This window comes from Amycolatopsis sp. N2S4-7 (assembly GCF_058119595.1).
Genome location: NZ_CP172299.1, coordinates 3,245,866 through 3,266,953, shown reverse-complemented (window position 1 = coordinate 3,266,953; position 21,088 = coordinate 3,245,866). Strand labels below are relative to the sequence as shown.

Genomic DNA, 21,088 nt, shown 5'->3' with positions numbered 1-21,088 from the left:
TCTCTCAGGTAGCCGGTTCGAGGGCGGGAGCCGGGCGCAGCCGCAGCCAGCAGAGCCAGCCGATCACCAGTGCGCCGCCGACGAACTCTATCGGGAACAGGAGCATCCAGGGGGAGCCCGAACCGGCGAGGTCGTAGATCTCCGCGCGCGGCCAGGCGATGTTGACGACCATGGCGATCCCGTAGGCGACGGCCGCCCCGTTCACCGGGACACCCCACCGCCCCAAGGAGAACCGGCCGGGCTCGGCCGGGAACCCGCCGCGCAGCCGCTTGACGAGCAGCGGCCCGGTGACCAGCAGGTACGCCAGGTAGACGACCACCACCGACGTCCCGGTGATCGTGCTGAACAGCGTCGGGTTGCCGACGTTGAGCAGCAGCAGCCCGATGGCCAGCGCCCCCGACAGCAGCGCGGGGGCGACCGGCGCCCCGGTACGCGGGCTGACCCCGGCGAGGCGGGTGGACGCGGGGAGCGCGCCGTCGCGGGCCATCGCGAAGACCAGCCGGATCGTGCCGGTCTGGATGGTGAGCGTGCAGACGACGACGGCGACCGCGACGTCGGCGAGGAAGACCCGGCCGAGCGGGTCGCCGAAGACGGCGGTGATGACGTACGGCAGGCCGTGGCCGGCGAGTTGCCCGTCGGTCAGGCTCGGCGCGGCCATCAACGCGGTGACCACCACCGCCAGCCCGCCGATCCCGGACACGAGCACGGCGCGCAGCACCGCCCGCGGGGCCGCCCTCCGCGCGTTCTTCGTCTCCTCCGCGACCGACGCGGCGGTGTCGAAGCCATAGAGGACGTACGCCGCCATGAGCGCCGAAGCGAGCACGCCGCCCACCCCGGCGCTCGTGCCGGGCGCGTCGTGCAGCACCACCTGCGGGCCGCGGACGGCGAACAGGGCCAGCCCGGCGATGAGGACGAGGACGCCCAGGAGCTCGGCCGCGACGCCGACGTCGTTGATCCGCGCCATCAGCCGGACCCCGCCGGCGTTGACCGCGGTGGTGAAGAGGAGCAGCAGGGTGCCGAGCAGCACGGCGTTGGCGGCGCCGGACGGCGACGTCACCGACGGGTCGCCGCCGACGAGCTGGAAGCCGTCCCACACCGACGGCAGCACGACCTGCAGCGCGATCGCGGCGGCCGCCAGGGCGACGATGCAGCCGAGCAGCATCATCCAGCCGGCGAGCCAGCCGAGGAAGCCCTTGCTGAGCTGTTTCGCCCACTGGTAGACGGATCCGGCGAGCGGGTAGCGCGCGGCGAGTTCGGCGAAGACGAGCGCGACGAGCAGCTGGCCGGCGAGGACGACCGGCCACGTCCAGAAGAAGAGCGGGCCGCCGAAGGTGTAGCCGAAGCCGAAGAGCTGGAAGACGGTGGTCAGGATGGAGACGAAGGAGAAGCCGGCGGCGAAGGCGGAGAACCCGCCCAGCGACCGGCGAAGCTCTTGGCGGTAGCCGAAGGCGGCGAGTTCGTCGGGTGGCGTCATGCGGGCTCCTTGGTTTCTGTCGCTTGACAGAAATTAGGTCGCGGGCACGACGTGGTGATCTCCGGTGCGTTAGGGGTCCGTTAACGGCGGGGGCGACGGCCCGTCAACGGCGACATCCGGGCGTAACAGGACCTCGGTGCGCGTGTCACGGGCGCGGACCTGGCAAGATCACCCACGTGGCTAAAGGGGCGGGTGTCGGCAGGCCGAGGGCGAGCGGTGCGGCGGCGAACCGGCCGGACGCGCGCCAAGCCGTGCTCGACGCCGCGGGGGAACTGTTCACCGGAGCCGGCTACGCGGCGACGACGACACGGGCGATCGCCGAGCGCGCGGGGCTGCGCCAGGCGTCGCTCTACTACCACTTCCCGGCCAAGGAGGACATCCTCGCGGCCCTGCTGGCCGAGACGGTCCGCCCGTCACTGGCGCTGGCCGCCCGGCTCGTCGCCGGATCGGCACCGGTGGCGGTCCGGCTGTGGGCGCTGGCGTACGCCGACATCGGCCTGCTCGGCGGCGCCCGCCACAACCTGGGCGCGTTGTACCTGCTGCCGGAAGTGAGCTCCCCGAATCTGGCGCGCTTCCGCACCGAGCGAGCAGAGCTGAAGGCGGCGTACGGCGGTTTGGTGGCGGCCGCGGGGGTGGCACCGGAGACGGTGGCGATCCGAACGGACTTGGTGTTCGGCCTGGTGGAAAGCATCGCGGTGATCCGCCGGGACGACCCGGAGCTGGACGTCGAGGCGCATGTCCGGGAGGGGGCTGACGGGGTGGTCCGGTTGGCCGGGCTGCCGGAGCCGTCGGACGAACTGCGGAGTTCGGCGCACGCTTTGCTGGCCTCGCTGAGCGGCTGACGTCGCCGGCATTGCTCAGCGCACAGCGCCGGGTGATCCACCTGCCCCGGCTGAGCCCCACCGCCCCGGAGCACCTCCGCCGACCGCGTATTCGTCCGTTTCCGCCGGGCGATCCGGGCGGAGCGCGCCCGGCCCGGCGATCGCGGACGTGCGTGAACGGCTCGCCGACCCGGAGGATCCTGCGGCGCCCGGCGGAGGGGAGCGTCCGCGGCATCGGCGGCCGTTGGAGACGGTGAAAGCGTCGGCCGCGGAAAAGGCGTGCAGCCTCAGGAAGCCGTGGTCTGCAGGGCCTTGCTCAGCACCGCCGCCGTCAGCTCGACCTGCCACGGCCGGGCCCCGCCGGCGCGCAGCACCTCGGCGACCGCGTCCTCGTCCGTCTCCGCCGGCGGCCGCCAGCACGTGCGGCGCACCAGATCCGGCAGCAGCAAGTTCTCCACCGGCAGCCGCCGGTCTTCCGCGATCGCCGCCAGCGCCGCGCGGGCCGCCGACAACCGGGCCGCCGCGTCGGGGTCCTTGTCCGCCCAGCGGTTCACCGGGGGCGGGCCGTCCGTCGGCTGGGACGGCGACGGCAGCTCCGAAGCCGGGAGCGCGCGGGCCGCCTGGAGGTGGCGGAGCCAGCTGGCCGTGTACTTGCGCTGGACCCGGCCGCTGAACACCGGGAGGGCCTGGAGCTCCTCGACCGTCTTCGGGTCCGCCGTCACGGCGTTGATGATCGCCGTGTCCGGGAGGATGCGGCTCGGTGCGCGGTCGCGTTTGCGGGCCAGCTCGTCGCGTGCCTGCCACAGCTCGCGGACCGCCGCGAGGCCGCGCGGGTTGCGGATCTTGTGCACGCCGGACGTCCGGCGCCACGGCTCGGCCCGCGGTGCGGGCGGCGGCGCGGTGCGGACGGCTTCGAACTCCTGCCGCGCCCACTCCAGCTTGCCCTGGGCGCCCAGCTCCGCCTCCAGCTTCTCGCGCAGGTGGATGAGCAGTTCGACGTCGAGGGCGGCGTAGTTCAGCCAGTCGACCGGCAGCGGCCGCTTCGACCAGTCCGCCGCGCTGTGCCCCTTCTCGAGCGTGTAGCCGAGCAGGAGCTCGACGAGGGTCCCCAGCGCGACGCGTTCGTAGCCCGCCAGCCGGCCGGCCAGCTCGGTGTCGAACAGCGCCGCCGGGTGCAGGTCGAGCTCGGCGAGGCAGGGGAGGTCCTGGGAGGCGGCGTGCAGCACCCACTCCAGGGAGTTGAGGACTTCGCGCAGCGGGGCGAGTTCGCCGTCCAGTGCGATCGGGTCGATCAGCACCGTGCCGGAACCCTCGCGGCGCAGCTGCACGAGGTAGGCCTTGGGGAAGTACCGGTAGCCGGACGCGCGTTCGGTGTCGACGGCGACCGCGCCGGTGCCCGCGGCGAGCTTCGCGCAGGCCTCGGCCAGCGCGGACGGATCGGTGATCACCGGGGGCGTGCCCTCGGCGGGTTCGCGTAGCAGCACAGGACCGCCCGTGGACTCGATCTCCATCCCGGTGTCCTCGGCCTCTGTGCTTCCCATGTTTGACGACCCTACGGGACGGGCGTACCGCGCCTGGTCCGCCCGCCCCGCAGGGAGGTTCGCTTTCGTCAGCGGATCACGCCGGCACGCATGGCCAGCGCCACCATCTGGGCCCGGTCGCCCGTGCCGAGCTTGCGCCCGATCCGGGACAGGTGGGACTTGACGGTGAGAGCGGAGAGCGAAAGCTCCTCGCCGATCTCCTTGTTGGACTGCCCGTCGGCGACCAGCTGGAGCACCTCCACCTCACGAGCGGACAGCTCGCGCGGGGTGTTGTCGGTGCCCGCGACGCGGGTCCCGGTGGCCAGCACCGGAGCCACGCTCGGGTCGGCGTAGACGCCGCCTTCGAGCACGCGCCGCACGCCATCGGTCACGACAACCGGTGACGCGGACTTCAGCAGGTACGCCTGGGCCCCGGCCTGGAAGGCCGAGCGGACCGCGTACGGGTCGTCCGAGGATGCGAGGACCACCACGCGCGGCCACCCGTGGCTACGGAGTTCCGTAACCAGCTCGATGCCGCTGCCGTCCGGCAGTCCGAGATCGAGGATCGCCAGGTCACATGGCCCAGTGGCCTGTGCTCGCGCCCTTGCCTCGGCCACCGTGGCGGCTTCGTGGACTGTTCCCGCACCCATCTGTGCGAGTCTTGCTGCGATTGCCTCCCTCAACAGCGGGTGGTCATCGACCACCAACACGGAAAAAAGCTCTTCCCGCGGGTGCGGAACCATGCTCGCCGGCAAAGCACCGGCTGGCGTGGATCGGACGGCCTGAGATAAGCCGACGGTAGCCACGTCACTACCTCCCTGGAGTCGGTCGTGCCCCCCGACCGGCACCGGGACCTTCGGCCGTTCAGCCGCGCCAGCTTTAGACCGAAAGTGGTGTCGTCGAAGGCACTGTAGCCGCCCAGAGGCCGTTGCGGGGGGATCGAATGGGTATCTATCTCAAACGAACAGTCACTCAGTGGGTTCGTAGTAACACGATCGGGCTAGTACACGGCCGGTTGCTAACGGATAGCCCAGCGAACACGATGCTATGAAGTTACCGGCGTCCAAATGGCCGTGCAGATGAGGTGTGCAGCTTCCGGTGCGCCTAGTGACGAGGGGCCGGATGGCGGTCCGGGAGCCCCGGAATGTGGCTCCGGCCGGGGCTTGATCAACTTCGCGGAGCGGCTCCCGCGTGGCCTCCTGGGCCCGAGGTGGTGACTGTCCGTGTCCTGCGCGGAGCCGTCCCCGGCCCGCGTGCGGCGAATTGATCTTGTAGCGGTGCGTGACCGTCTCCCGTCACGAACGGGCGCACCTCGGACAAGACGTGAAACGACCTCAGGAACGTCGGCGGTGGTCCGCCGGGTCCCGGCGTCACCCGGCCCGGTCCGCGCGCGCAGCGGCGCGCTCAGCCGCCAACCGGGCGAGCGCATTCGGTTGGACGGCGTTCAGTGGACGTGAAAACTGCTCACATTCGTACAAGGGCCGCGCGGACGGCGGCCGGGGTCGCGCCGCCGTTGCCGTTTCGTTGCCGAGGATCGCCCGGTCGGCCCAGGCTCAGGAGCTCTGGCGCTGCCCGAAGAGGGTCACGCCGACGGGCGGCAGGCCCACGACGCTCGCCATCACCTGGCAGAAGGCCTGCCCGTGGGGCAGCAGGGCCGCGTCCGACGGCGTCCACGACGCCCGCAGCTCGAGGTCGTCCGTCCGGGCCGGCCCGGAGATGTCGCCGAACCGCGCCGAGGAGGTCTCGGTGACCGTGCCGCCCAGTGCCTTCCAGCTCGCGCCGGACACCTCCAGCGCGTCGGTCAGCCACGACCAGCCGACCGCGGGCAGGAACGGATCGGTCGCCAGCTCGCGGTCCAGCTCCGCGCGCACGTACATGACGAGGCGCAGCACGCCGTCCCAGCCGTCCTGGCCGTCCGGGTCGTGCAGCAGGACCAACCGGCCCGAAGCCAGCACGTCGGCGGGTCCGGACACTTCGCAGCTGACCGCGTACGACCACGGCGCGAGCCGCTGCGGCGGGCGCATCGGCTCCAGCAGCACCTCCCGGCGGGGCCGGACGGACTGCAGCGCCGCGACTGCTTCGCGGAAGAGTTCGGGCACTGGCGTCATCGCGGTCACGCACCGACTTTAGGGCGGACACGCCCCGTTGCGGGCGCAGGCGCGCCGAGGGAACGGCCCCGCCGGGCTCGTGGCACGATTGACGGCGATGTCTCCGACCACGCCCCTGCCGCAGCGAGCCGCCCCGTCCGGCCGCCGCGAGCTGCCCGAAGCCCCGTTCCTGTCCGCCGCGCGCGGCGAACGCCCGGCCCGCACGCCCGTCTGGTTCATGCGCCAGGCCGGTCGTTCGCTGCCCGAGTACCGCGCGCTGCGCGAGGGCGTGCCCATGCTCGACGCCTGTTTCGACCCCGAGATGCTCGCCGAGATCACGCTGCAGCCGGTCCGGCGGCACGACGTCGACGCGGCCATTCTCTTCAGCGACATCGTGGTGCCGCTGAAGGCCGCCGGGGTCGACATCGACATCGTCCCCGGCACCGGCCCGGTGGTCGGGACGCCGGTGCGCGACCTCGCCGCGGTGAAAGCGCTCCCGGAGCTGGCGGCCGAGCAGGTCGCGCCGGTCGCCGACGGCGTCCGGCTGCTGGTCGAGCGGCTCGGCGGGACCCCGCTGATCGGCTTCGCCGGCGCGCCCTTCACGCTGGCCAGCTACCTCATCGAGGGCGGCCCGAGCCGCAACCACGAGCACACCAAGGCGCTGATGCACTCGGAGCCGGCGCTGTGGCACGAGCTGGCCGGCCGGCTGGCCGACACCGCGCTGACGTTCCTGCGGGCCCAGCTCGACGCCGGTGTCGACGCGATCCAGCTGTTCGACTCCTGGGCCGGCGCGCTCTCCGAGCGGGACTACCGCGAGTTCGTCCTGCCGCACTCGGCGAAGGTCCTCGACGGCGTCGCCGCGTACGGCGTGCCGCGGATCCACTTCGGCGTCGGCACCGGCGAGCTCCTCGTCGCGATGCGCGACGCGGGGGCCGACGTCGTCGGCGTCGACTGGCGCATCCCCCTGGACGAGGCCGTCCGCCGCCTCGGCCCCCGCGGCGAGGCCTCGGGAAGAATCGCCGTGCAGGGCAACCTCGACCCGGCGCTGCTGCACGCGTCGTGGCCGGTGCTCGAGGCCGAAGTCCGCCGGATCGTCGAAGAGGGCAAGGCGGCCGACGGCCACATCTTCAACCTCGGCCACGGCGTGCTGCCGGGTGTCGACCCCGACGTGCTGACCCGCGTCGCCGGGCTGGTGCACGAGCTGTGAAGCGCGTCGCGGTCGTCGGGGGCGGCGTTTCCGGGCTGACCGCGGCGTACCGGCTGCGGCGGCTGCTCGGCGACGCGTGCGAGATCGTCGTGTTCGAGAAGACCCGCACGCCCGGCGGGAAGCTGCGCACGGTCGAGCTCGCCGGCGTGCCCTACGACGTCGGCGCGGAGGCGTTCCTCGTCCGCCGTCCCGAGATGCTCGGCCTGGTCCGGGAACTGGGGCTGACCGTCGTCAACCCGACGAAGGCCCGCGCCAAGATCCACGCCGGCGGCACCGTGACCGGCTTGCCGCCGGGCACGGTGATGGGCGTGCCGGCGTCGGCGGAGTCGGTCTCCGGAGTGCTGTCGGAAGCGGGCCGCCGGGCCGTCGAGGCCGAGCCGTCCCTGCCCGAACTGCGGCTGCCGGGCGGGGACGTCCCGCTCGGGCCGCTGCTGCGCGAACGCTTCGGCGACGAACTGGTGGACCGCCTGGTCGACCCGCTGCTCGGCGGGGTCTACGCGGGCGGCGCGGACGGCCTCGGCCTGCGCGCGACCATGCCGGGCCTGGCTTCGGCGCTGGCCGCCGGCGCGGGTTCGCTGACCGCGGCGGCCGCGGCCCAGCTGCCCGCGTCGCCCGGCACCGCACCCGTGTTCGGCACCGTCCCCGGCGGCCTCGGCACGGTGATCGACCGGCTCACCGAGCTGTCCGGCGCCGAACTGCGGACCGGCCTGCCGGTCTGCGACGTCGAACGGCACGGCACGGGCTGGCGGCTGCGGATCGGCGCCGCGCCGACCGCGCACGCCCCGGCGGACAACACGGTCGACGCCGACGCGGTGGTGCTCGCGGTGCCCGCGCCTTCGGCCCGCCGCCTGCTCGCCGACCTCGTCCCCGCGGCTTCGGCGGCGTTCGGCGAGGTCGAGCTGGCGTCGATGGCCGTCGTCGCGCTCGCGCTGCCGCCGGGCACGCCGCTGCCCGAAGCTTCGGGAATCCTGATCGGCCAGGGGGAACGGGACGCTTCCGGCGTGCCGTACGCGGCGAAGGCGTTCACCTTCTCTTCGCGCAAGTGGGCGCACTTCGGCACGGGACCGGTCCTGGTCCGCGGCTCGGTCGGCCGCTTCGGCGAGCTGGGCGCGTTGCAGGCCGACGACGTCGAGCTGGTCCGCGTGGTCCGCGACGACCTCGCGCGGCTGACGGGCGTGACGGCGGCGCCGGTGGAGACGCTGGTGACCCGGTGGGGCGGCGGGCTGCCGCAGTACGGCACCGGGCACCTCGAACGCGTCGAGCGGATCGAGAAGGCGATCGCCGGAGTGCCGGGGCTGGCGGTCGCCGGGGCGACGCTGCACGGGGTCGGGTTGCCGGCCTGCGTGGCGACCGCGGAGGCCGCCGCGCAACGGATCGCGGCCCACCTGACCGCGTGAGTGCTCTCACCCGACCCGTGGCGGCGGCCGCGGCGCCGCGGTGACAGGATGGAGCCATGGCGCGGGTCAACTACAACGAGCTCAACGACACCATCCGCTACACCACCTGGTCGGTCTTCCGGATCGAACCCGGCAGGCTGGGTGAGGACCGCGGGACCGCCGGTCGCGAGACCACGGAGTACCTCGACGGGCTCGAGGCCAAGGGTGTCGTCGTCCGGGGTGTCTACGACCTGTCCGCGCTGCGCGCCGACGCCGACTACATGATCTGGTGGCACGCCGAGGAGATCGAGCAGGTCCAGGCCGCCTACGCCGGGTTCCGGCGGACGCCGCTCGGGCGCGCGTCGACGCCGGTCTGGAGCCAGACCGCGCTGCACCGGCCCGCCGAGTTCAACAAGAGCCACATCCCCGCCTTCCTGGCCGGTGAAGAGGCCCGCAAGTACATCTGCGTCTACCCGTTCGTGCGGTCCTACGAGTGGTACCTGCTGCCGGACGCCGAGCGCCGCAAGATGCTCGCCGACCACGGCAAGGAGGCCCGGGACTACCCGGACGTGCGCGCCAACACCGTCGCGTCGTTCGCGCTGGGCGACTACGAGTGGATCCTCGCCTTCGAGGCCGACGAGCTGCACCGGATCGTCGACCTGATGCGCCACCTGCGCGGCACCGAGGCCCGCCTGCACGTGCGCGAGGAGATCCCGTTCTACACCGGTACGCGCGTGCCGCCCGCCGAGCTCGTCGCGGCGCTGCCGTAGTGCGCGACGTCGTCGAGGGCGTCTGGACCGCCCTCACCGGGTCTTCGCCGGGACCGTTCGAGCTGACCGGCGCCGAAGACGTCCTCCCCGGCCCGTACCGGGTGGCGGCGGCCGCCACGGCTTCCGTGGCCGCGGCCACGCTGGCGGCCGGGGAAATGCTTCGGGTGCGCGGCATCGAGCCCGGCGTGGTCACGGCGGACACCCGGCACGCGGCGGCGGCGTTCCACAGCGAAGCGCTGCTGCGGGTGGACGGCGTCGGCGCGGAGTCGGTGTGGGCACCGCTGTCGGGTAACTACCGCACGGCCGACGGCTGGGTGCGCCTGCACTGCAACTACCCCCGGCACGAAGCGGCGGTGTGCTGGGGACTCGGCGTGCCCGCGAGCCGCGACGCGGTCGCGAAGGCGGTCGCCGGGCGGACCGCGCGCGAGGTCGAGCACGCCGTCGTGAGCGCCGGGGGAGCGGCCGCCGAGCTGCGCTCGCCCGAGGACTGGGCGGCGCACCCGCAGGGTTCGGCCGTGGCTTCGCTGCCGCTGGTGGACGTTTCGCCGGTGGCTCCGGCTCCGAAGCGGACGCTGTTCTATTCGGACCGCCCGCTGGGCGGGGTCCGGGTGCTGGAGCTGACCCACGTGCTCGCCGGGCCGGTGGCCGGCCGGGTCCTGGCCGCGCACGGCGCCGACGTCCTCCACATCGGGGCGGCGCACCTGCCGCGGGTCGAGGCGCTGGTGCGCGACACGGGCCAGGGCAAGCGGTCGGCGTTCGTCGCCCTGGACACCGAAGGCGGCCGTGCCCGGCTGAAGAAGCTGATCAGCCGGGCCGACGTGCTGGTGCAGTCGTTCCGCCCGGGCGCATTGGACCGGATCGGCTTCGGCGCGGAGGAGCTGGCTTCGTTGCGGCCGGGCCTGGTGATCGCGGACCTGAGCGCGTACGGCTGGGAAGGCCCGTGGGCCCGCCGGCGCGGGTTCGACAGCCTGGTCCAGATGTCGAACGGCATCGCTTGGACCGCTTCCGGAGATCCATCGCCGCTGCCGGTCCAGGCCCTGGACCACGCGACGGGCTGGCTCGCGGCGGCAGCGATCATGACGGCCCTGCACCGCCAGGTCGAGGACGGCGGAACCTGGCGGGTCCGGCTCTCCCTGGCGGGCACGGGCCGGTGGCTGGATTCGCTGGGGCGCAAGGATTCTGGTTCCGCGCCGATCGATTACGGCGACCTGATGGAGGAGGCGGAGAGCGGATACGGGCGGCTGACGCGGGTACGGATGGCGGGCGGGTTGCCGGGCGCGGAGCCGCACTGGGATTTCGGGACCCGGCTGCCCGGTATCGACAAACCGACCTGGACTCCCTGACTCGGTCCTTTGGCGCAGCCGACCCCCTGACGCAGCCCGCCCCCTGGCGCTGCCCCCCTGACGCGGCCGCCCCCGACGCAGCCCGCCCTTCCCGGGGGGTGCCCCCGCATCCAGTTTACCGGCGGGGGCCGACAGGAAGCCCGGTCCGGGCTGGGTTGTCCACAAGCCGACCGGCCTGTGGACTAGCGGCAGCGGAGGCGGAACAGCAAGGCCCGCTTGGGCTTCGCTGGTCCCCGGGCTGGACCGCCGGCAGCGCTGGGGGCGGACTTTCAAGTCCCGCTGGGGGTTCGGTGGCCTCTTCGGCAGGGCGACGCTGGAGGCGGGCCAGCAAGTCCCGCTTGGGTTCGGTGACCTCGGGCAGGACGGCTGGCAGCGCCGGTGCCGGAGATGGGTCGGCAAGGTCGGCTCGAGTTCGGTGACCTCGGCAGGGCAGCTGGCGGTGCTGGAGGCGGGGCAGCAGGCCGAGTCTCGGCGACCTCTTGGGGCAGAGCAGCGAGCGGCGAAGCCAGAACACCAAGGCCCTCCGGCCTCGCCGAAAGCCACAGCTAGCGGCGCCGAAGGCGGGACACCAGCCCCCGTCTCGGCTTCGGCAGGTGACCACCCGCGATCAGCCACGTCCCGAACTCGTCCGCGTACGCCCCCGATCGCTCGGCCGCCCTCTTCGGCCGTCCCGCGTTGAACTCCCTGAACAGCGGCCCGAACCGCTCGCCCAGCGCCTCCGCGAGGTCGGGGCGCTGGTGCGCCAGTACCCGCCCGTGCTTGCGCCGCAACACGTCCGCCTCCACGCGAAGCCGCGAAGCGTCGAAACCCGCGGGGGCCGGGCCGTCCGCCAGCAATGCCTGCAACAGTTCCGCCTGCTCGCGAGCCAGGCGGTCGCGGCTCACCCCGTCACCGCTCACCCCGTCACCGCCGCGCGGAGAGCTGCCAGTTCCGCTGCCAGCTCGTCGTCGCTCGGGTAGTCGTCGTCGCGCTCCAGCAGGACTCCCGGCGGGTCGGTCCGGCTGCGGAGCTCGGCCAGCAGCGCGAGGACCTCCGGCAGCACCGGGTGCGCGTGCGTGTCGTGGTAGACACCGTCGCGCTCGATGCCGCCCGCCATGTGGACGTACGCCAGGCGTTCCCACGGGATGCCGTCGAGGAAGGCCACCGGGTCGGTGCCGATGTTGCGGGCGTTGGCGTACAGGTTCGCGACGTCGATGATCAGCCGGCAGTCCGTCCGCTCGGTCAGCTCGGTGAGGAACTGCTCTTCGGTCAGCTCCGAGGACGGCCAGTCCAGCACCGCGGCGATGTTCTCCAGCGCGAACGGGACGTCCACGATGGACTGCGCCAGCCGGACGTTCGCGACCAGCACGTCGAGCGCCTCGCGGGTGCGGGGCAGCGGCATGAGGTGCCCCGAATCGAGCCCGCCCGCGCGCACGAAGCACACGTGGTCGCTGACCAGCGGCGCGTCCAGGGCCCGCGCGACCTCCGCGAGGTGCTGGACGCGGCCGGTGTCGAGCGGCTCGGCCCCGCCGAGGGACAGCGAGACGGCGTGCGGCAGCACCGGCAGGCCACGCCGGCGCAGCGCCACGAGCGTCTCGGGCAGGTGGTCGGCGTGCAGGTTCTCGGCGACGACCTCGACCCAGTCGACGCCCGGGAGCCGGGCGATGGACAGGTCGAGCTCGTGCCGCCAGCCGATCCCGATGCCGAGCTCACCCACCGCACCCACCCCCGCCGCCGCACGACGAGCCGCCACCGCACGAAGAAGAGCTCGAGCAGGACGACCCGCTGCTGCAGGAGGAACCGCCGCCCGACGAACCGCCGCCGCCGAAGGAGCCCGCGGGCGGCATCAGGGCCGCGCTCAGCTCGTCGTCCGGGTACATCGCCCAGCCACCGAGCGCGACCGCGGCCGCCGCCCCGCCGAGCAGCACGCCCCCGGCGAGCATCCCGGCCGGGACCGGTCCGCTCGCCGCGGCGCGCGCCTGGCCGAGGACGCGCTGCCCGGCGGCGGACGGCCGCCGGGCCCGCTTCTTCGTCAGCCCGACCAGGGACACCACCGCCAGCACGGCCGCGACCAGCACCAGGAACACCAGGATCCCGACCGGGCGGCCGAGCGAGACGCCGTTGACCAGCCGCACGACGCCGAGCGCCAGCACGGCCAGCTGCAGGACCACCCCGAACAACCGGGCCTGGCGCTCGGCCGCCGCGGACGCCAGCAGGCCGCGCCGGTCCAGGCTGTCCTCCAGTGCCCGCATGGCCGCCGATCCCCGGACCTTCGCCCGGATGGTCGCGGTCGTCTTCAGCTTCGCCACGTCGGCGACCGCCCGCTCCAGCGGGTCGACCGGCCGCGTGCCGGTCTTGCTGATCTGCCGGTAGCTGTTCACCCGCAGCTGACCGCGTTCCACGAGCGCCGCGATCGCCGCGTCGGCCGCCCGGTCGGGCCCGCCGGCCAGGAAGGCCAGCTCGTAGACGGTCGGCGGCGAGCCCGCCTGCCCGCCGTCGGCCCGCCGGGCCCGGCGGCCGACGACCCCGGTGACGACGAGCCGGACCAGCAGCACCGCCCCGAGCAACGCGATGTAAAGGACCACGAAATCCGGTCCGGAGATGCCCCACGGGTCGTCCATCGCCCGTCTCCCCTCTGTGAATAGCGGTTACCGTAGCTGTAGACGTGCTGGGCCGCGGCGGCGTTTCAGCCGCCACAGCCCCCGCCGCCGCCACCGCAGCCGCCGCCTCCGCCGCCGCAGGAACTGCCGCCGCCTCCACAGGAGCTGCCGCCCCCGCCGCAGGAGCTGCCGCCGTAGTAACCGACGGCGGCGCCCCCGCCCGCGCTCGCCCAGCGCGTGCGGGCGTTGCGGTGGTAGCGGACGGTCGACCGCTGCGTGGCGCGCACGACCGCCAGCCGGACGTCCTTGTCGGGGTGACCGGCCAGGCCGCCCGACGCGACGGCGCCGGCCGGCCCGGCGACGAGCGTCCTGGCGCGGCGCGCTTCTTCGGCGGCCGCCCGGCCGGCGGCCGTGGCCTTGACCTGCGTGGTCTTTGCGGCGCGAACGGTGGCGAAGACGGCGGCGAGGATGGTCAGGATCAGCATCGCGCCCAGGTAGCCGACCGCGTGCCCGGCGGCCGACCCGGCGATCAGCCGCACCACGGCGAGCACGCCCAGCGCCGTGTACGCCACGGCGGTGAACACCCAGGTCAGGCGCCTCCTGCGGGGGTCGGTGAGCAGACCGCGGGCGATCAGGCCCTGTTCCAGCTCCGTCACGGACGGGTGGTGCGCCACCTGCTCCTGCACCCGGTCGACCGCGGTGCCGGTCTTGCCGATCCGCACGAGCGCGGCGCGGCCCAGGTCGTCCGGCGCCGTGCCCTTGATGCGGTGCAGGTGTCCGGTGCCGTCCAGCCGGACGACCTGCCGCTCCAGCAGCGTCGCGACGACGAATTCGCCGACGCGGGCGCGTCCGCCGGTCAGCAGCGCGAGTTCTTCGGGCCGCTCGGGCGCACCGCCGGCGTGCCCGCGCAGCAGCACCTCGGCGCGCACCACGGCGAACAGCGCCGTGAGCAGCAGCAGGCCCAGGTAGCCGCCCGCGAACACCGGTCCGGGAATACCCCAGGTGTCGGTCATGAGTCCGCCCTCCCTCGTCCGTGTGCGGAGACTACGTTCGAGGAAGGGCGGCGGGTTGCTCGCTTAAGGAGGATTTAGGCTGGGGGTTCTACGACTGGGGGACCAGCTTCAGCGAAATCGAGTTGATGCAGTAGCGCTGGTCGGTCGGGGTCGGGTAGCCCTCGCCCTCGAAGACGTGCCCGAGGTGGCTGTGGCAGGAGCCGCAGAGCACCTCGATGCGCTTCATGCCCATGGTCCGGTCTTCGCGCAGCAGCACCGCTTCGGAGTCCGCCGGGTCGAAGAACGACGGCCACCCGCAGTGGCTTTCGAACTTCGTGTCGCTGCGGAACAGCTCGGCACCGCACGCCCGGCACTCGTAGACGCCGGTGGTCTTCGTGTCGGTGTACTCACCGGTGAACGGCCGTTCGGTGCCGGCCTGGCGGAGCACGGCGTACTCCTCCGGGCTCAGCTCCTCCCGCCATTCCTGCTCGGACTTCACGACGCGCGGGGTGGCGCCGACAACGGGTTTCATACCTTTCACCCGATCCACGTTACGCCGCGAGCCAGGCGAGGGCGTGCACCACGATGTCCCATGCGGCGACGATCACGCCGAGCACGATGAGCACCACGATCAGGGCCGACACCCAGTACCGCAGCCCGCCGAGGCGGTTGCTGGAATCGGCGAAGTCGGCCACCCCGTCCAGGGCTGCTTCGATGGTGAAGTTGGGTCCGGACCGCTCGATCCGGTCGAGGTGCTCGGCGAACGCGCGCGCCTCGGGGTCGTACGGGTCCAGGCCGACCAGGTCCTCGTGGAAGCGAGGATTCTGGCCCGGCAGCGAAGCTCCGTCGTCGGCCATACCCCCACGGTAAGCCATCGGGGCGCGCCAGCCCACCAGCCGCGCGATAAGTCTCAGTAGCCCGTTTCGGGGTTCGCGTCGAGCCGGGTGTTGCTGTCGATCAGCAACTGCCCGCCGACGAGCACGATGTGGTACGCCCGGCGGGTGCCGTTGAGCTCCATCGTCAGGTCTAGCGAACCGTCGTTCCCGCTGGCCGCCTTCTTGGCCTGCTTCCAGCCGGACAGGTTGGCCTTCTGCTCGGCCCAGTAGGCCTGGTAGGCCTCCTGCGTGCCGTAGACCGCCTGCGCGGCCGGGGTCAGCAGGTTCCAGCCGCCGGCCGGGTTCGGGTAGTAGCTGTCGGTGAGCAGCCGGCCGGCCTGGCCGTAGTCGGTGATCCGGCCCTCGGACGGCGTCTTGCCCAGCTCGGCGGCCACGGCCGAGTTGCTCGGGCTGGGGCTCTTGGAGGTGCTGCCGGTCACGCTCGGCTGGTTGTTCGGCGACTGGGCGTTCGTGGTCCCGCCCGTGCTGCCGCTGCCGGAGTTCAGCACCAGGAACACGATGACCGCGACCACGACGACCGCGGCGCCGGCCCCGGCGAACAGGGCGTACTTGCGCTTGGCGTCCGGCTTCGGGGGGTTCGTCGAGTACTGGGGCGCCCTGGCCGTCGGCGCGGCCGCGGGCATCGGTCTGGGCGGCGTGTTGGGCGGCGCGGCCGGGGAGCGCATCGGCATGAACGCCGCGGTCGGGCGCGGCGGGTTCGGCGCCGCCTTGCCCGCGGCGACCGGGGTCCCCGCCGGCGGCGACGCCGGCGCGGCGTTGTCGGTCCGCTGCCACGGCGGGCGCTCGCCGCCGTCGGCCGGGGCGGCGGGCTTGCGGTCCGCGCCGCCGGCCAGCAGCGGCGGTGACGCCGTCATGCCGCCGGGCTCGGTCCGGGCCAGCGCGGCCAGCCGCTCGCGGGCCTCGGCCATGCTCGGCCGCTCCGCCGGCTCGCTGCGCAGCAGGCTCATCAGCAGCGCGGTGGCCGCGCCCGCCTGCACCGGCGGGTTGATCTGGCCGTTCGCGGCCGCGTAGAGCAGCGCGAGCTGGTTCGTGGTGTTGCCGTACGGCGTGGTGCCCTCGATCGCCTGGTAGAGGGTCGCGCCGAGGGCGAAGACGTCGGAGCTGGGCACCGGGTCGGCGCCGCGCGCCAGCTCGGGCGCCAGGTACGCGGGCGTGCCGCCGATCAGGCCGGTCGCGGTGAGCGTCATGTCGCCGGCCGCGCGGGAGATGCCGAAGTCGGTGATCTTCGCGGTGCCGGTCTCGTCGATGAGGATGTTGCCCGGCTTGACGTCGCGGTGGACGATGCCGGCGCGGTGCGCGGCCACCAGCGCCGACGCGACCTGCTCGCCGATCCGGGCGACGCGCCCGAGCGGGAGCGTGCCCTCCTCGGCGAGGATCGTGGAGAGGCTGGGCCCGTTCAGGTACTCCATCACCAGGCACGGGTCGCCGTTGTGCTCGGCGATGTCGAACACCACGATCGCGTTCGGGTGCTGGAACCGGGCCGCGTTCTTCGCCTCGCGCATCGCGCGCTGGCGCATGTTGTCGCGTTCGGTCTCGGAGACGCCCGGCTGGGGGAGGATCTGCTTGATCGCGACGTCGCGCTCGAGGCGCACGTCGGTCGCGCGCCACACCACTCCCATGGCACCGCTACCAATGTGCTCGACGAGGCGGTAGTGCCCCGCGATCAGCTGACCGGTGTCGATGGCGACTGCTCCTGACGAAATTCCCGGTGGTGGTGGCCCTGCTCAGCGCGTTTCCGCTTCGCGCACCCGATCGAGTGTAGTAGGTCGGCCCGGTGCTGTTCGCGTCAGCCAGCCGGTCCGGCGGGCTCCGGTTCGGGGACCGGCGCCGACGGCGTCCGTTTCCGGAGCACCCGGGCCAGGCCGACCGCCCCGGCCAGCGCGAACACGCCGTAGCAGACGAGCAGCGCGGGGGGTGTGCCGCCGGTCAGGGCGTCCCCGAGGACGACCACGGCGACAGTGCCGGGAACGCTGCCGAGCAGGGTACCGGCCAGGTAGGGGGCCAGGCGGACGGCCGACACGCCGCAGAGGTAGCTGAACGGCGCGAACGGCACCACCGGGATGAGGCGCAGCGAGGTGATCGCGAGGACGCCGCCGCCGGTCAGGCGGTCGTTGACCGCCCGGACCGCCGACCGGTGGAGGTGCCGGGTGACCAGGTCGCGGCCGAGCAGCCGGGCGAGGCCGAAGGACAGGCCGGCGGCGATGGTGGTGGCGACCAGGCCGATCGCGATCCCGGCCGTGGTGCCCACGAGCAGGCCCGCAGCGAGGTTGAACACCGTCCGCGGGATCGGCGCCACGGTGAGCAGCGAGTACGCGACGAGCAGCACGAGCGGGGTGGCGGGGCCGGTGGCCGCCGCCCAGGACCGCAGCTCGGCCGGACCGGGGATCGGCAGCAGCACCGCGGCCGCCGCGAAGACGGCGAGCACGGCGATCGCGACGATCAGCTTGGTACGGCCGGACACCGGCTCCAGCCTACAGACGGAGCTGTCCCGGGAAAGCTCCCACCTGGGGGCGGAGCTTTCCCGTGCAGGCCGCGGCACGTTCGCGGGGGCCGCGCGGCGCGATCACCGCTAGCGTGGCCGCATGCCCAAGCACGGTGACCCGGTCGAGTACGAGGTGGGCGGGCGCACGGTCCGCGTCTCGAGCCCGGACAAGGTGTACTTCCCCCAGCGCGGCATCACGAAGCGGCAGGTCGTCGAGCACTACATCACCGTCGGCGGGCCGCTGCTGCGCGCGATCGGCGAGCGGCCGACCACGCTGAAGCGCTACCTCGACGGCGTCGAGGGCGACTGGTTCTACGCCAAGCGCGTGCCGAAGGGCGCGCCTGAGTGGCTCGAGACGGCCGGGATCACGTTCCCGTCGGGCCGCAAGGCCGACGAGGTGTGCCCGACCGAGCCCGCCGTGTTCGCCTGGGCGGCCAACCTCGGCACCTTCGACTTCCACCCGTGGCCGGTCCGCCGGTCCGACGTCGACCACCCGGACGAGCTGCGCATCGACGTCGACCCGCCGGACCGGGCCGGGTTCGCCGACGCGGTCGAGGTCGCGCTGGTGGTCCGCGAGGTGCTGGCGGACGCGGGCCTGACCGGTTACCCGAAGACGTCCGGCGGCCGCGGGGTCCACGTGCTGGTGCGGATCCGGCCGGAGTGGGACTTCGTCGCGGTCCGGCACGCGGTGATCGCGCTGGGCCGCGAGGTCGAGCGGCGCATCCCGGACAAGGCGACGATCTCCTGGTGGAAGGAGGAACGCGGCGGCCGGGTGTTCCTGGACTACAACCAGGCGGCCCGCGACCGGACGGTGGCGTCGAGCTGGTCGGTCCGCGGCACCCCGCGCGCGACGGTGTCCACGCCGCTGACGTGGGACCTGCTGGGCGAGGTGGACGCGGACGACTTCGACGTGCTGACGATCCCGGCGTTCCTGGCCGAGCACGGCGACCTGCACGCGGCGATGGACGACGAGCCGTTCGGCCTGGAGACGGCGCTGGAGTGGTACGACCGCGACGAGCGCGACCACGGCCTGGGCGAAATGCCCTACCCGCCGGACTACCCGAAGATGCCGGGGGAGCCGAAGCGGGTCCAGCCGAGCAAGGCCCGCCCGGAGCCGGAGGCCTGACCGTCACGGCTTGCGGCAGCTCACCGAGGTCACGGTCGCCTTCGGCGCGACCTTGGTGTTCTTGGTGCTCATCACCGTGCGGTCGACGCGGTACGACGTGCCGCCCTGCGCGTAGGCGGTCTCGATCAGTTCTCCGGAGCTGTCGCCCGGGATGCTGTAGGTGAGGTCGCACTCCCAGAGCAGGGTGCCCGCGCCGAGGGCGTTCAGCTTCGGTTCGACGACGACGTTGCACCCGGCCGAGCCGAAGCACTGCTTGGAGACGACCGCCAGGTCGACCGAGTAGTCCTTCGCCGTCGGTTCGGGGAGGGCGGGCTCGGTCGTGGTCGGTGCGACGAGGGCCGGGGCCGAAGGGCTGGTCGTCGCGGGCGCGGCGGCGTCACGCGGCCGGACGCCGCCGTCAGCTGGGACCCAGGTGCCGCCGGGGCCGACGCACGGCGCGGTCCGCGCCTTGTCCAGGCACGGGCTCGAGGTCGCCTTGCCCACGGCGATCGCCGGCACGACACCCGCCGCGACCGCGGCGACGACGAGCGCCGCGCCGAGCACCCACGGCCACTTCCGGGCGGCGGCGCGGGAGCGGGCGGCGGTGCGTAGGGCCTCGGCGGGCCGGGCGGAAGGGGAACGGACATGGCTGCCTCCGTGGCTCTTGTGCCCGGGACAGACGCCGCGACCGGGGTCGGTGTCACTCAGCGGCACCAGGATTCCCTCGATCGGGACCGCGTGTAATCACGGCCACAACCGTGCCCCGCGCCACTTTCGGACGAACAAATCCGCCCCCACTTGATCCCCACTTCACAGCGGAAAACGCGGAGTGATCACGTCGCTGCCCGCTGTCGCCTTTCGGGTCACAAATGGCGCACGGCCGCCTTCGTGGTCTCGACCACCGGCGCCGACGGCGTAACGTGCGGTTCCGGATCGACGACACCCCGGAGACATGTCCAGGGGCGAGTTCGAGGGAGGCCCTTCGTGGACGACCTGATCGCATTCCTCGCCGCGCGCGTGGGCGCGCGGCAGGCGCTGATCATGCAGGCCGTCAACAAGGCGAAGGCCGGCGAGGCGATGAACCGCGGCGAGACGAAGGTCGCCGTGGAGCAGCGGATCCGCGGGCTGACCGACCTGGAGCTCGACGTGGTCAACCAGATGATCAACGAGATCGAGGCCACCCGGCGGATCCTGCTCGCCCACCGCACGACGGTGTCGGAGAAGGTCCCCGGTTTTCCGCTGTACGGCAGCGAATACTGGTGTGAGACCTGCCACGTGCCCGCCGACGAGGCCGGCTCCAACTGGTGTCTCACCCTGCGCCTGCTGGCCCTGCCGTACGCCGACCACCCGGAGTACAGCGAGCGCTGGCGCCCCTGACGGGAATCCCCGCCCACCCCGGGCGTTGCACCCGGGGTGAGGTTCTCCGTGCTCGACCGGTCGCCCGTGCGGCGTGACGGCGGGACCGCGCGGGCGCTGCGGGACACCGTCGCGTTCGCGGCCGCCGTCGAACGGCTGGGCTACCACCGGTTCTGGGTGTCCGAGCACCACAGCGTGCCGGGCGTTGCCGGGTCGGCGCCGACCGTGCTGGCCGCCGCCGTCGCGGGAGCGACGAAGCACATCCGCGTCGGTACCGGCGGCGTGATGCTGCCGAACCACCGGCCCCTGGTCGTCGCCGAGCAGTTCGGCGTCCTGGAAGCGCTTCACCCGGGCCGGATCGACATGGGCCTCGGCCGGTCGGTCGGCTTCACCGGCGGCGTCCGGGCGGCGCTGGGCCACGGCAAGGAAGCCGCCGGCGACTTCGGCGCGCAGGTCCGCGAACTGCTCGGGTTCTTCACCGGGGAACACGCTTTCCCTGGCGTCCACGCCTACCCCGCCGAGGGGCTGCGCGTGCCGCCGTTCCTGCTGGCCACCGGCTCCGGCGCCGACCTCGCCGCGGAACTCGGGCTGCCGCTGGTGATCGCGCCCGTGCGCGGGCGGGCCGCGCTGACCGAGGCGGTGACGCGGTACCGCGACGGCTTCCGCCCGTCCGCGTGGGCCCGGGAGCCGTACGTCGTGGTGTCGACGGCGATCGCCGTGGCGGACTCGGCCGCGGACGCCCGTCGGCTGCTGGTGTCGGAGGCGTGGGCGACGGTGTATTCGCGGTCCCACGGCGTCTTCCCGCCGCTGGCGCCGCCCGGGGAGGTCCTCGCCCTGCCGATGACCGATCGCGAGCGGCAGCGGCTCGAGGAGACCCTCGACGGCCAGATCTCCGGCACGCGCGCCGAGGTGGCGGACAGCCTCGGCGCGCTCGTCGCGGCCGCGGGCGCCGACGAAGTCCTGGCGACGACGGCCGCCTACGACCAATCGGCGCGGCTCGATTCATTCGCGGCGCTCGCGGAACTGGCGGGCCTGCGCGTTTCCGCGTGATTTCGTGAACGGTGTTCCGATTCCACCTCG

General features: G+C 73.3%; 21 protein-coding genes. 8 read left to right on the top strand and 13 right to left on the bottom strand.

Annotation, left to right across the window (positions count from 1 at the left end):
• Nucleotides 1-4: 4 nt before the first annotated feature.
• Nucleotides 5-1,474, bottom strand: a complete 1,470-nt coding sequence (locus ACH54P_RS15215; protein WP_489913146.1) for an amino acid permease — start codon at nucleotides 1,472-1,474, stop codon at nucleotides 5-7.
• A 176-nt stretch (nucleotides 1,475-1,650) separates the two neighbouring features.
• On the opposite strand from ACH54P_RS15215, the gene ACH54P_RS15210 reads away from it, so the two are divergent.
• A complete protein-coding gene (locus ACH54P_RS15210; protein ID WP_489913144.1) occupies nucleotides 1,651-2,316 on the top strand; it encodes a TetR/AcrR family transcriptional regulator in 666 nt (221 codons plus the stop codon).
• Between the two features lie 266 nt (nucleotides 2,317-2,582).
• Here the strand turns inward: ACH54P_RS15210 and ACH54P_RS15205 are convergent, their stop codons facing one another.
• The 3 genes from ACH54P_RS15205 to ACH54P_RS15195 form a co-directional block, all read right to left on the bottom strand.
• Entirely contained in the window at nucleotides 2,583-3,806 is a 1,224-nt protein-coding gene (locus ACH54P_RS15205; protein ID WP_489916446.1) for an HRDC domain-containing protein, read from the bottom strand.
• Nucleotides 3,807-3,904: 98 nt separating this feature from the next.
• Entirely contained in the window at nucleotides 3,905-4,621 is a 717-nt protein-coding gene (locus tag ACH54P_RS15200) for a response regulator transcription factor (protein WP_033291604.1), read from the bottom strand.
• A gap of 747 nt (nucleotides 4,622-5,368) precedes the next feature.
• Nucleotides 5,369-5,932, bottom strand: coding sequence for a DUF3000 domain-containing protein (locus ACH54P_RS15195; protein WP_489913142.1), 564 nt, complete (start codon nucleotides 5,930-5,932; stop codon nucleotides 5,369-5,371).
• 88 nt (nucleotides 5,933-6,020) lie between these two features.
• On the opposite strand from ACH54P_RS15195, the gene hemE reads away from it, so the two are divergent.
• Genes hemE through ACH54P_RS15175 form a run of 4 tightly spaced genes read left to right on the top strand, consistent with a single transcriptional unit; the run spans nucleotide 6,021 to nucleotide 10,598 of the window.
• Nucleotides 6,021-7,109 (top strand): uroporphyrinogen decarboxylase, encoded by a 1,089-nt coding sequence (gene hemE / locus ACH54P_RS15190; protein WP_489913140.1) that lies wholly within the window; start codon nucleotides 6,021-6,023, stop codon nucleotides 7,107-7,109.
• Complete coding sequence (gene hemG / locus ACH54P_RS15185; protein WP_489913138.1) at nucleotides 7,106-8,506, top strand: protoporphyrinogen oxidase; 1,401 nt, start codon at nucleotides 7,106-7,108, stop codon at nucleotides 8,504-8,506. Before hemE ends, hemG begins: the two co-directional genes overlap by 4 nt.
• Nucleotides 8,507-8,562: 56 nt before the next feature.
• Nucleotides 8,563-9,255, top strand: a complete 693-nt coding sequence (gene hemQ, locus ACH54P_RS15180; protein ID WP_489913136.1) for a hydrogen peroxide-dependent heme synthase — start codon at nucleotides 8,563-8,565, stop codon at nucleotides 9,253-9,255.
• Nucleotides 9,255-10,598, top strand: a complete 1,344-nt coding sequence (locus ACH54P_RS15175) for a CoA transferase (protein ID WP_489913134.1) — start codon at nucleotides 9,255-9,257, stop codon at nucleotides 10,596-10,598. Before hemQ ends, ACH54P_RS15175 begins: the two co-directional genes overlap by 1 nt.
• Nucleotides 10,599-11,143: 545 nt before the next feature.
• Here ACH54P_RS15175 and ACH54P_RS15170 read toward each other — a convergent pair.
• The 8 genes from ACH54P_RS15170 to ACH54P_RS15135 form a co-directional block, all read right to left on the bottom strand.
• Nucleotides 11,144-11,482, bottom strand: coding sequence for an SCO6045 C-terminal-like domain-containing protein (locus tag ACH54P_RS15170; RefSeq protein WP_489913132.1), 339 nt, complete (start codon nucleotides 11,480-11,482; stop codon nucleotides 11,144-11,146).
• Nucleotides 11,483-11,493: 11 nt separating this feature from the next.
• A complete protein-coding gene (locus ACH54P_RS15165) occupies nucleotides 11,494-12,294 on the bottom strand; it encodes an MbnB/TglH/ChrH family RiPP precursor modification enzyme (RefSeq protein WP_489913130.1) in 801 nt (266 codons plus the stop codon).
• Nucleotides 12,287-13,198, bottom strand: coding sequence for a TIGR04222 domain-containing membrane protein (locus ACH54P_RS15160; protein ID WP_489913128.1), 912 nt, complete (start codon nucleotides 13,196-13,198; stop codon nucleotides 12,287-12,289). The genes ACH54P_RS15165 and ACH54P_RS15160 overlap by 8 nt, the downstream gene beginning before the upstream one ends.
• A 65-nt stretch (nucleotides 13,199-13,263) precedes the next feature.
• Nucleotides 13,264-14,190, bottom strand: coding sequence for a TIGR04222 domain-containing membrane protein (locus ACH54P_RS15155; RefSeq protein ID WP_489913126.1), 927 nt, complete (start codon nucleotides 14,188-14,190; stop codon nucleotides 13,264-13,266).
• 88 nt (nucleotides 14,191-14,278) lie between these two features.
• Complete coding sequence (gene msrB / locus ACH54P_RS15150; protein WP_489913124.1) at nucleotides 14,279-14,701, bottom strand: peptide-methionine (R)-S-oxide reductase MsrB; 423 nt, start codon at nucleotides 14,699-14,701, stop codon at nucleotides 14,279-14,281.
• A 19-nt stretch (nucleotides 14,702-14,720) separates the two neighbouring features.
• Nucleotides 14,721-15,026: a hypothetical protein gene (locus tag ACH54P_RS15145; protein ID WP_489913122.1), complete on the bottom strand. Its 306-nt coding sequence runs from the start codon at nucleotides 15,024-15,026 to the stop codon at nucleotides 14,721-14,723.
• A gap of 53 nt (nucleotides 15,027-15,079) precedes the next feature.
• A complete protein-coding gene (locus tag ACH54P_RS15140) occupies nucleotides 15,080-16,684 on the bottom strand; it encodes a serine/threonine-protein kinase (RefSeq protein ID WP_489913120.1) in 1,605 nt (534 codons plus the stop codon).
• A 167-nt stretch (nucleotides 16,685-16,851) separates the two neighbouring features.
• Nucleotides 16,852-17,526: a TVP38/TMEM64 family protein gene (locus ACH54P_RS15135; protein WP_489913118.1), complete on the bottom strand. Its 675-nt coding sequence runs from the start codon at nucleotides 17,524-17,526 to the stop codon at nucleotides 16,852-16,854.
• Nucleotides 17,527-17,647: 121 nt separating this feature from the next.
• On the opposite strand from ACH54P_RS15135, the gene ACH54P_RS15130 reads away from it, so the two are divergent.
• Nucleotides 17,648-18,673, top strand: a complete 1,026-nt coding sequence (locus ACH54P_RS15130; protein ID WP_489913116.1) for a DNA polymerase domain-containing protein — start codon at nucleotides 17,648-17,650, stop codon at nucleotides 18,671-18,673.
• A gap of 3 nt (nucleotides 18,674-18,676) precedes the next feature.
• Here the strand turns inward: ACH54P_RS15130 and ACH54P_RS15125 are convergent, their stop codons facing one another.
• Nucleotides 18,677-19,366, bottom strand: a complete 690-nt coding sequence (locus tag ACH54P_RS15125; protein WP_489913114.1) for a hypothetical protein — start codon at nucleotides 19,364-19,366, stop codon at nucleotides 18,677-18,679.
• A gap of 270 nt (nucleotides 19,367-19,636) precedes the next feature.
• Between ACH54P_RS15125 and ACH54P_RS15120 the strand changes: the two genes are divergently transcribed.
• Together ACH54P_RS15120 and ACH54P_RS15115 are read left to right on the top strand one after the other, a co-directional pair.
• Entirely contained in the window at nucleotides 19,637-20,029 is a 393-nt protein-coding gene (locus tag ACH54P_RS15120) for a DUF6221 family protein (RefSeq protein WP_489913112.1), read from the top strand.
• 48 nt (nucleotides 20,030-20,077) lie between these two features.
• On the top strand, nucleotides 20,078-21,058 hold the full coding sequence (locus ACH54P_RS15115; RefSeq protein WP_489913110.1) for an LLM class flavin-dependent oxidoreductase: 981 nt from the start codon (nucleotides 20,078-20,080) through the stop codon (nucleotides 21,056-21,058).
• Nucleotides 21,059-21,088: the final 30 nt, after the last annotated feature.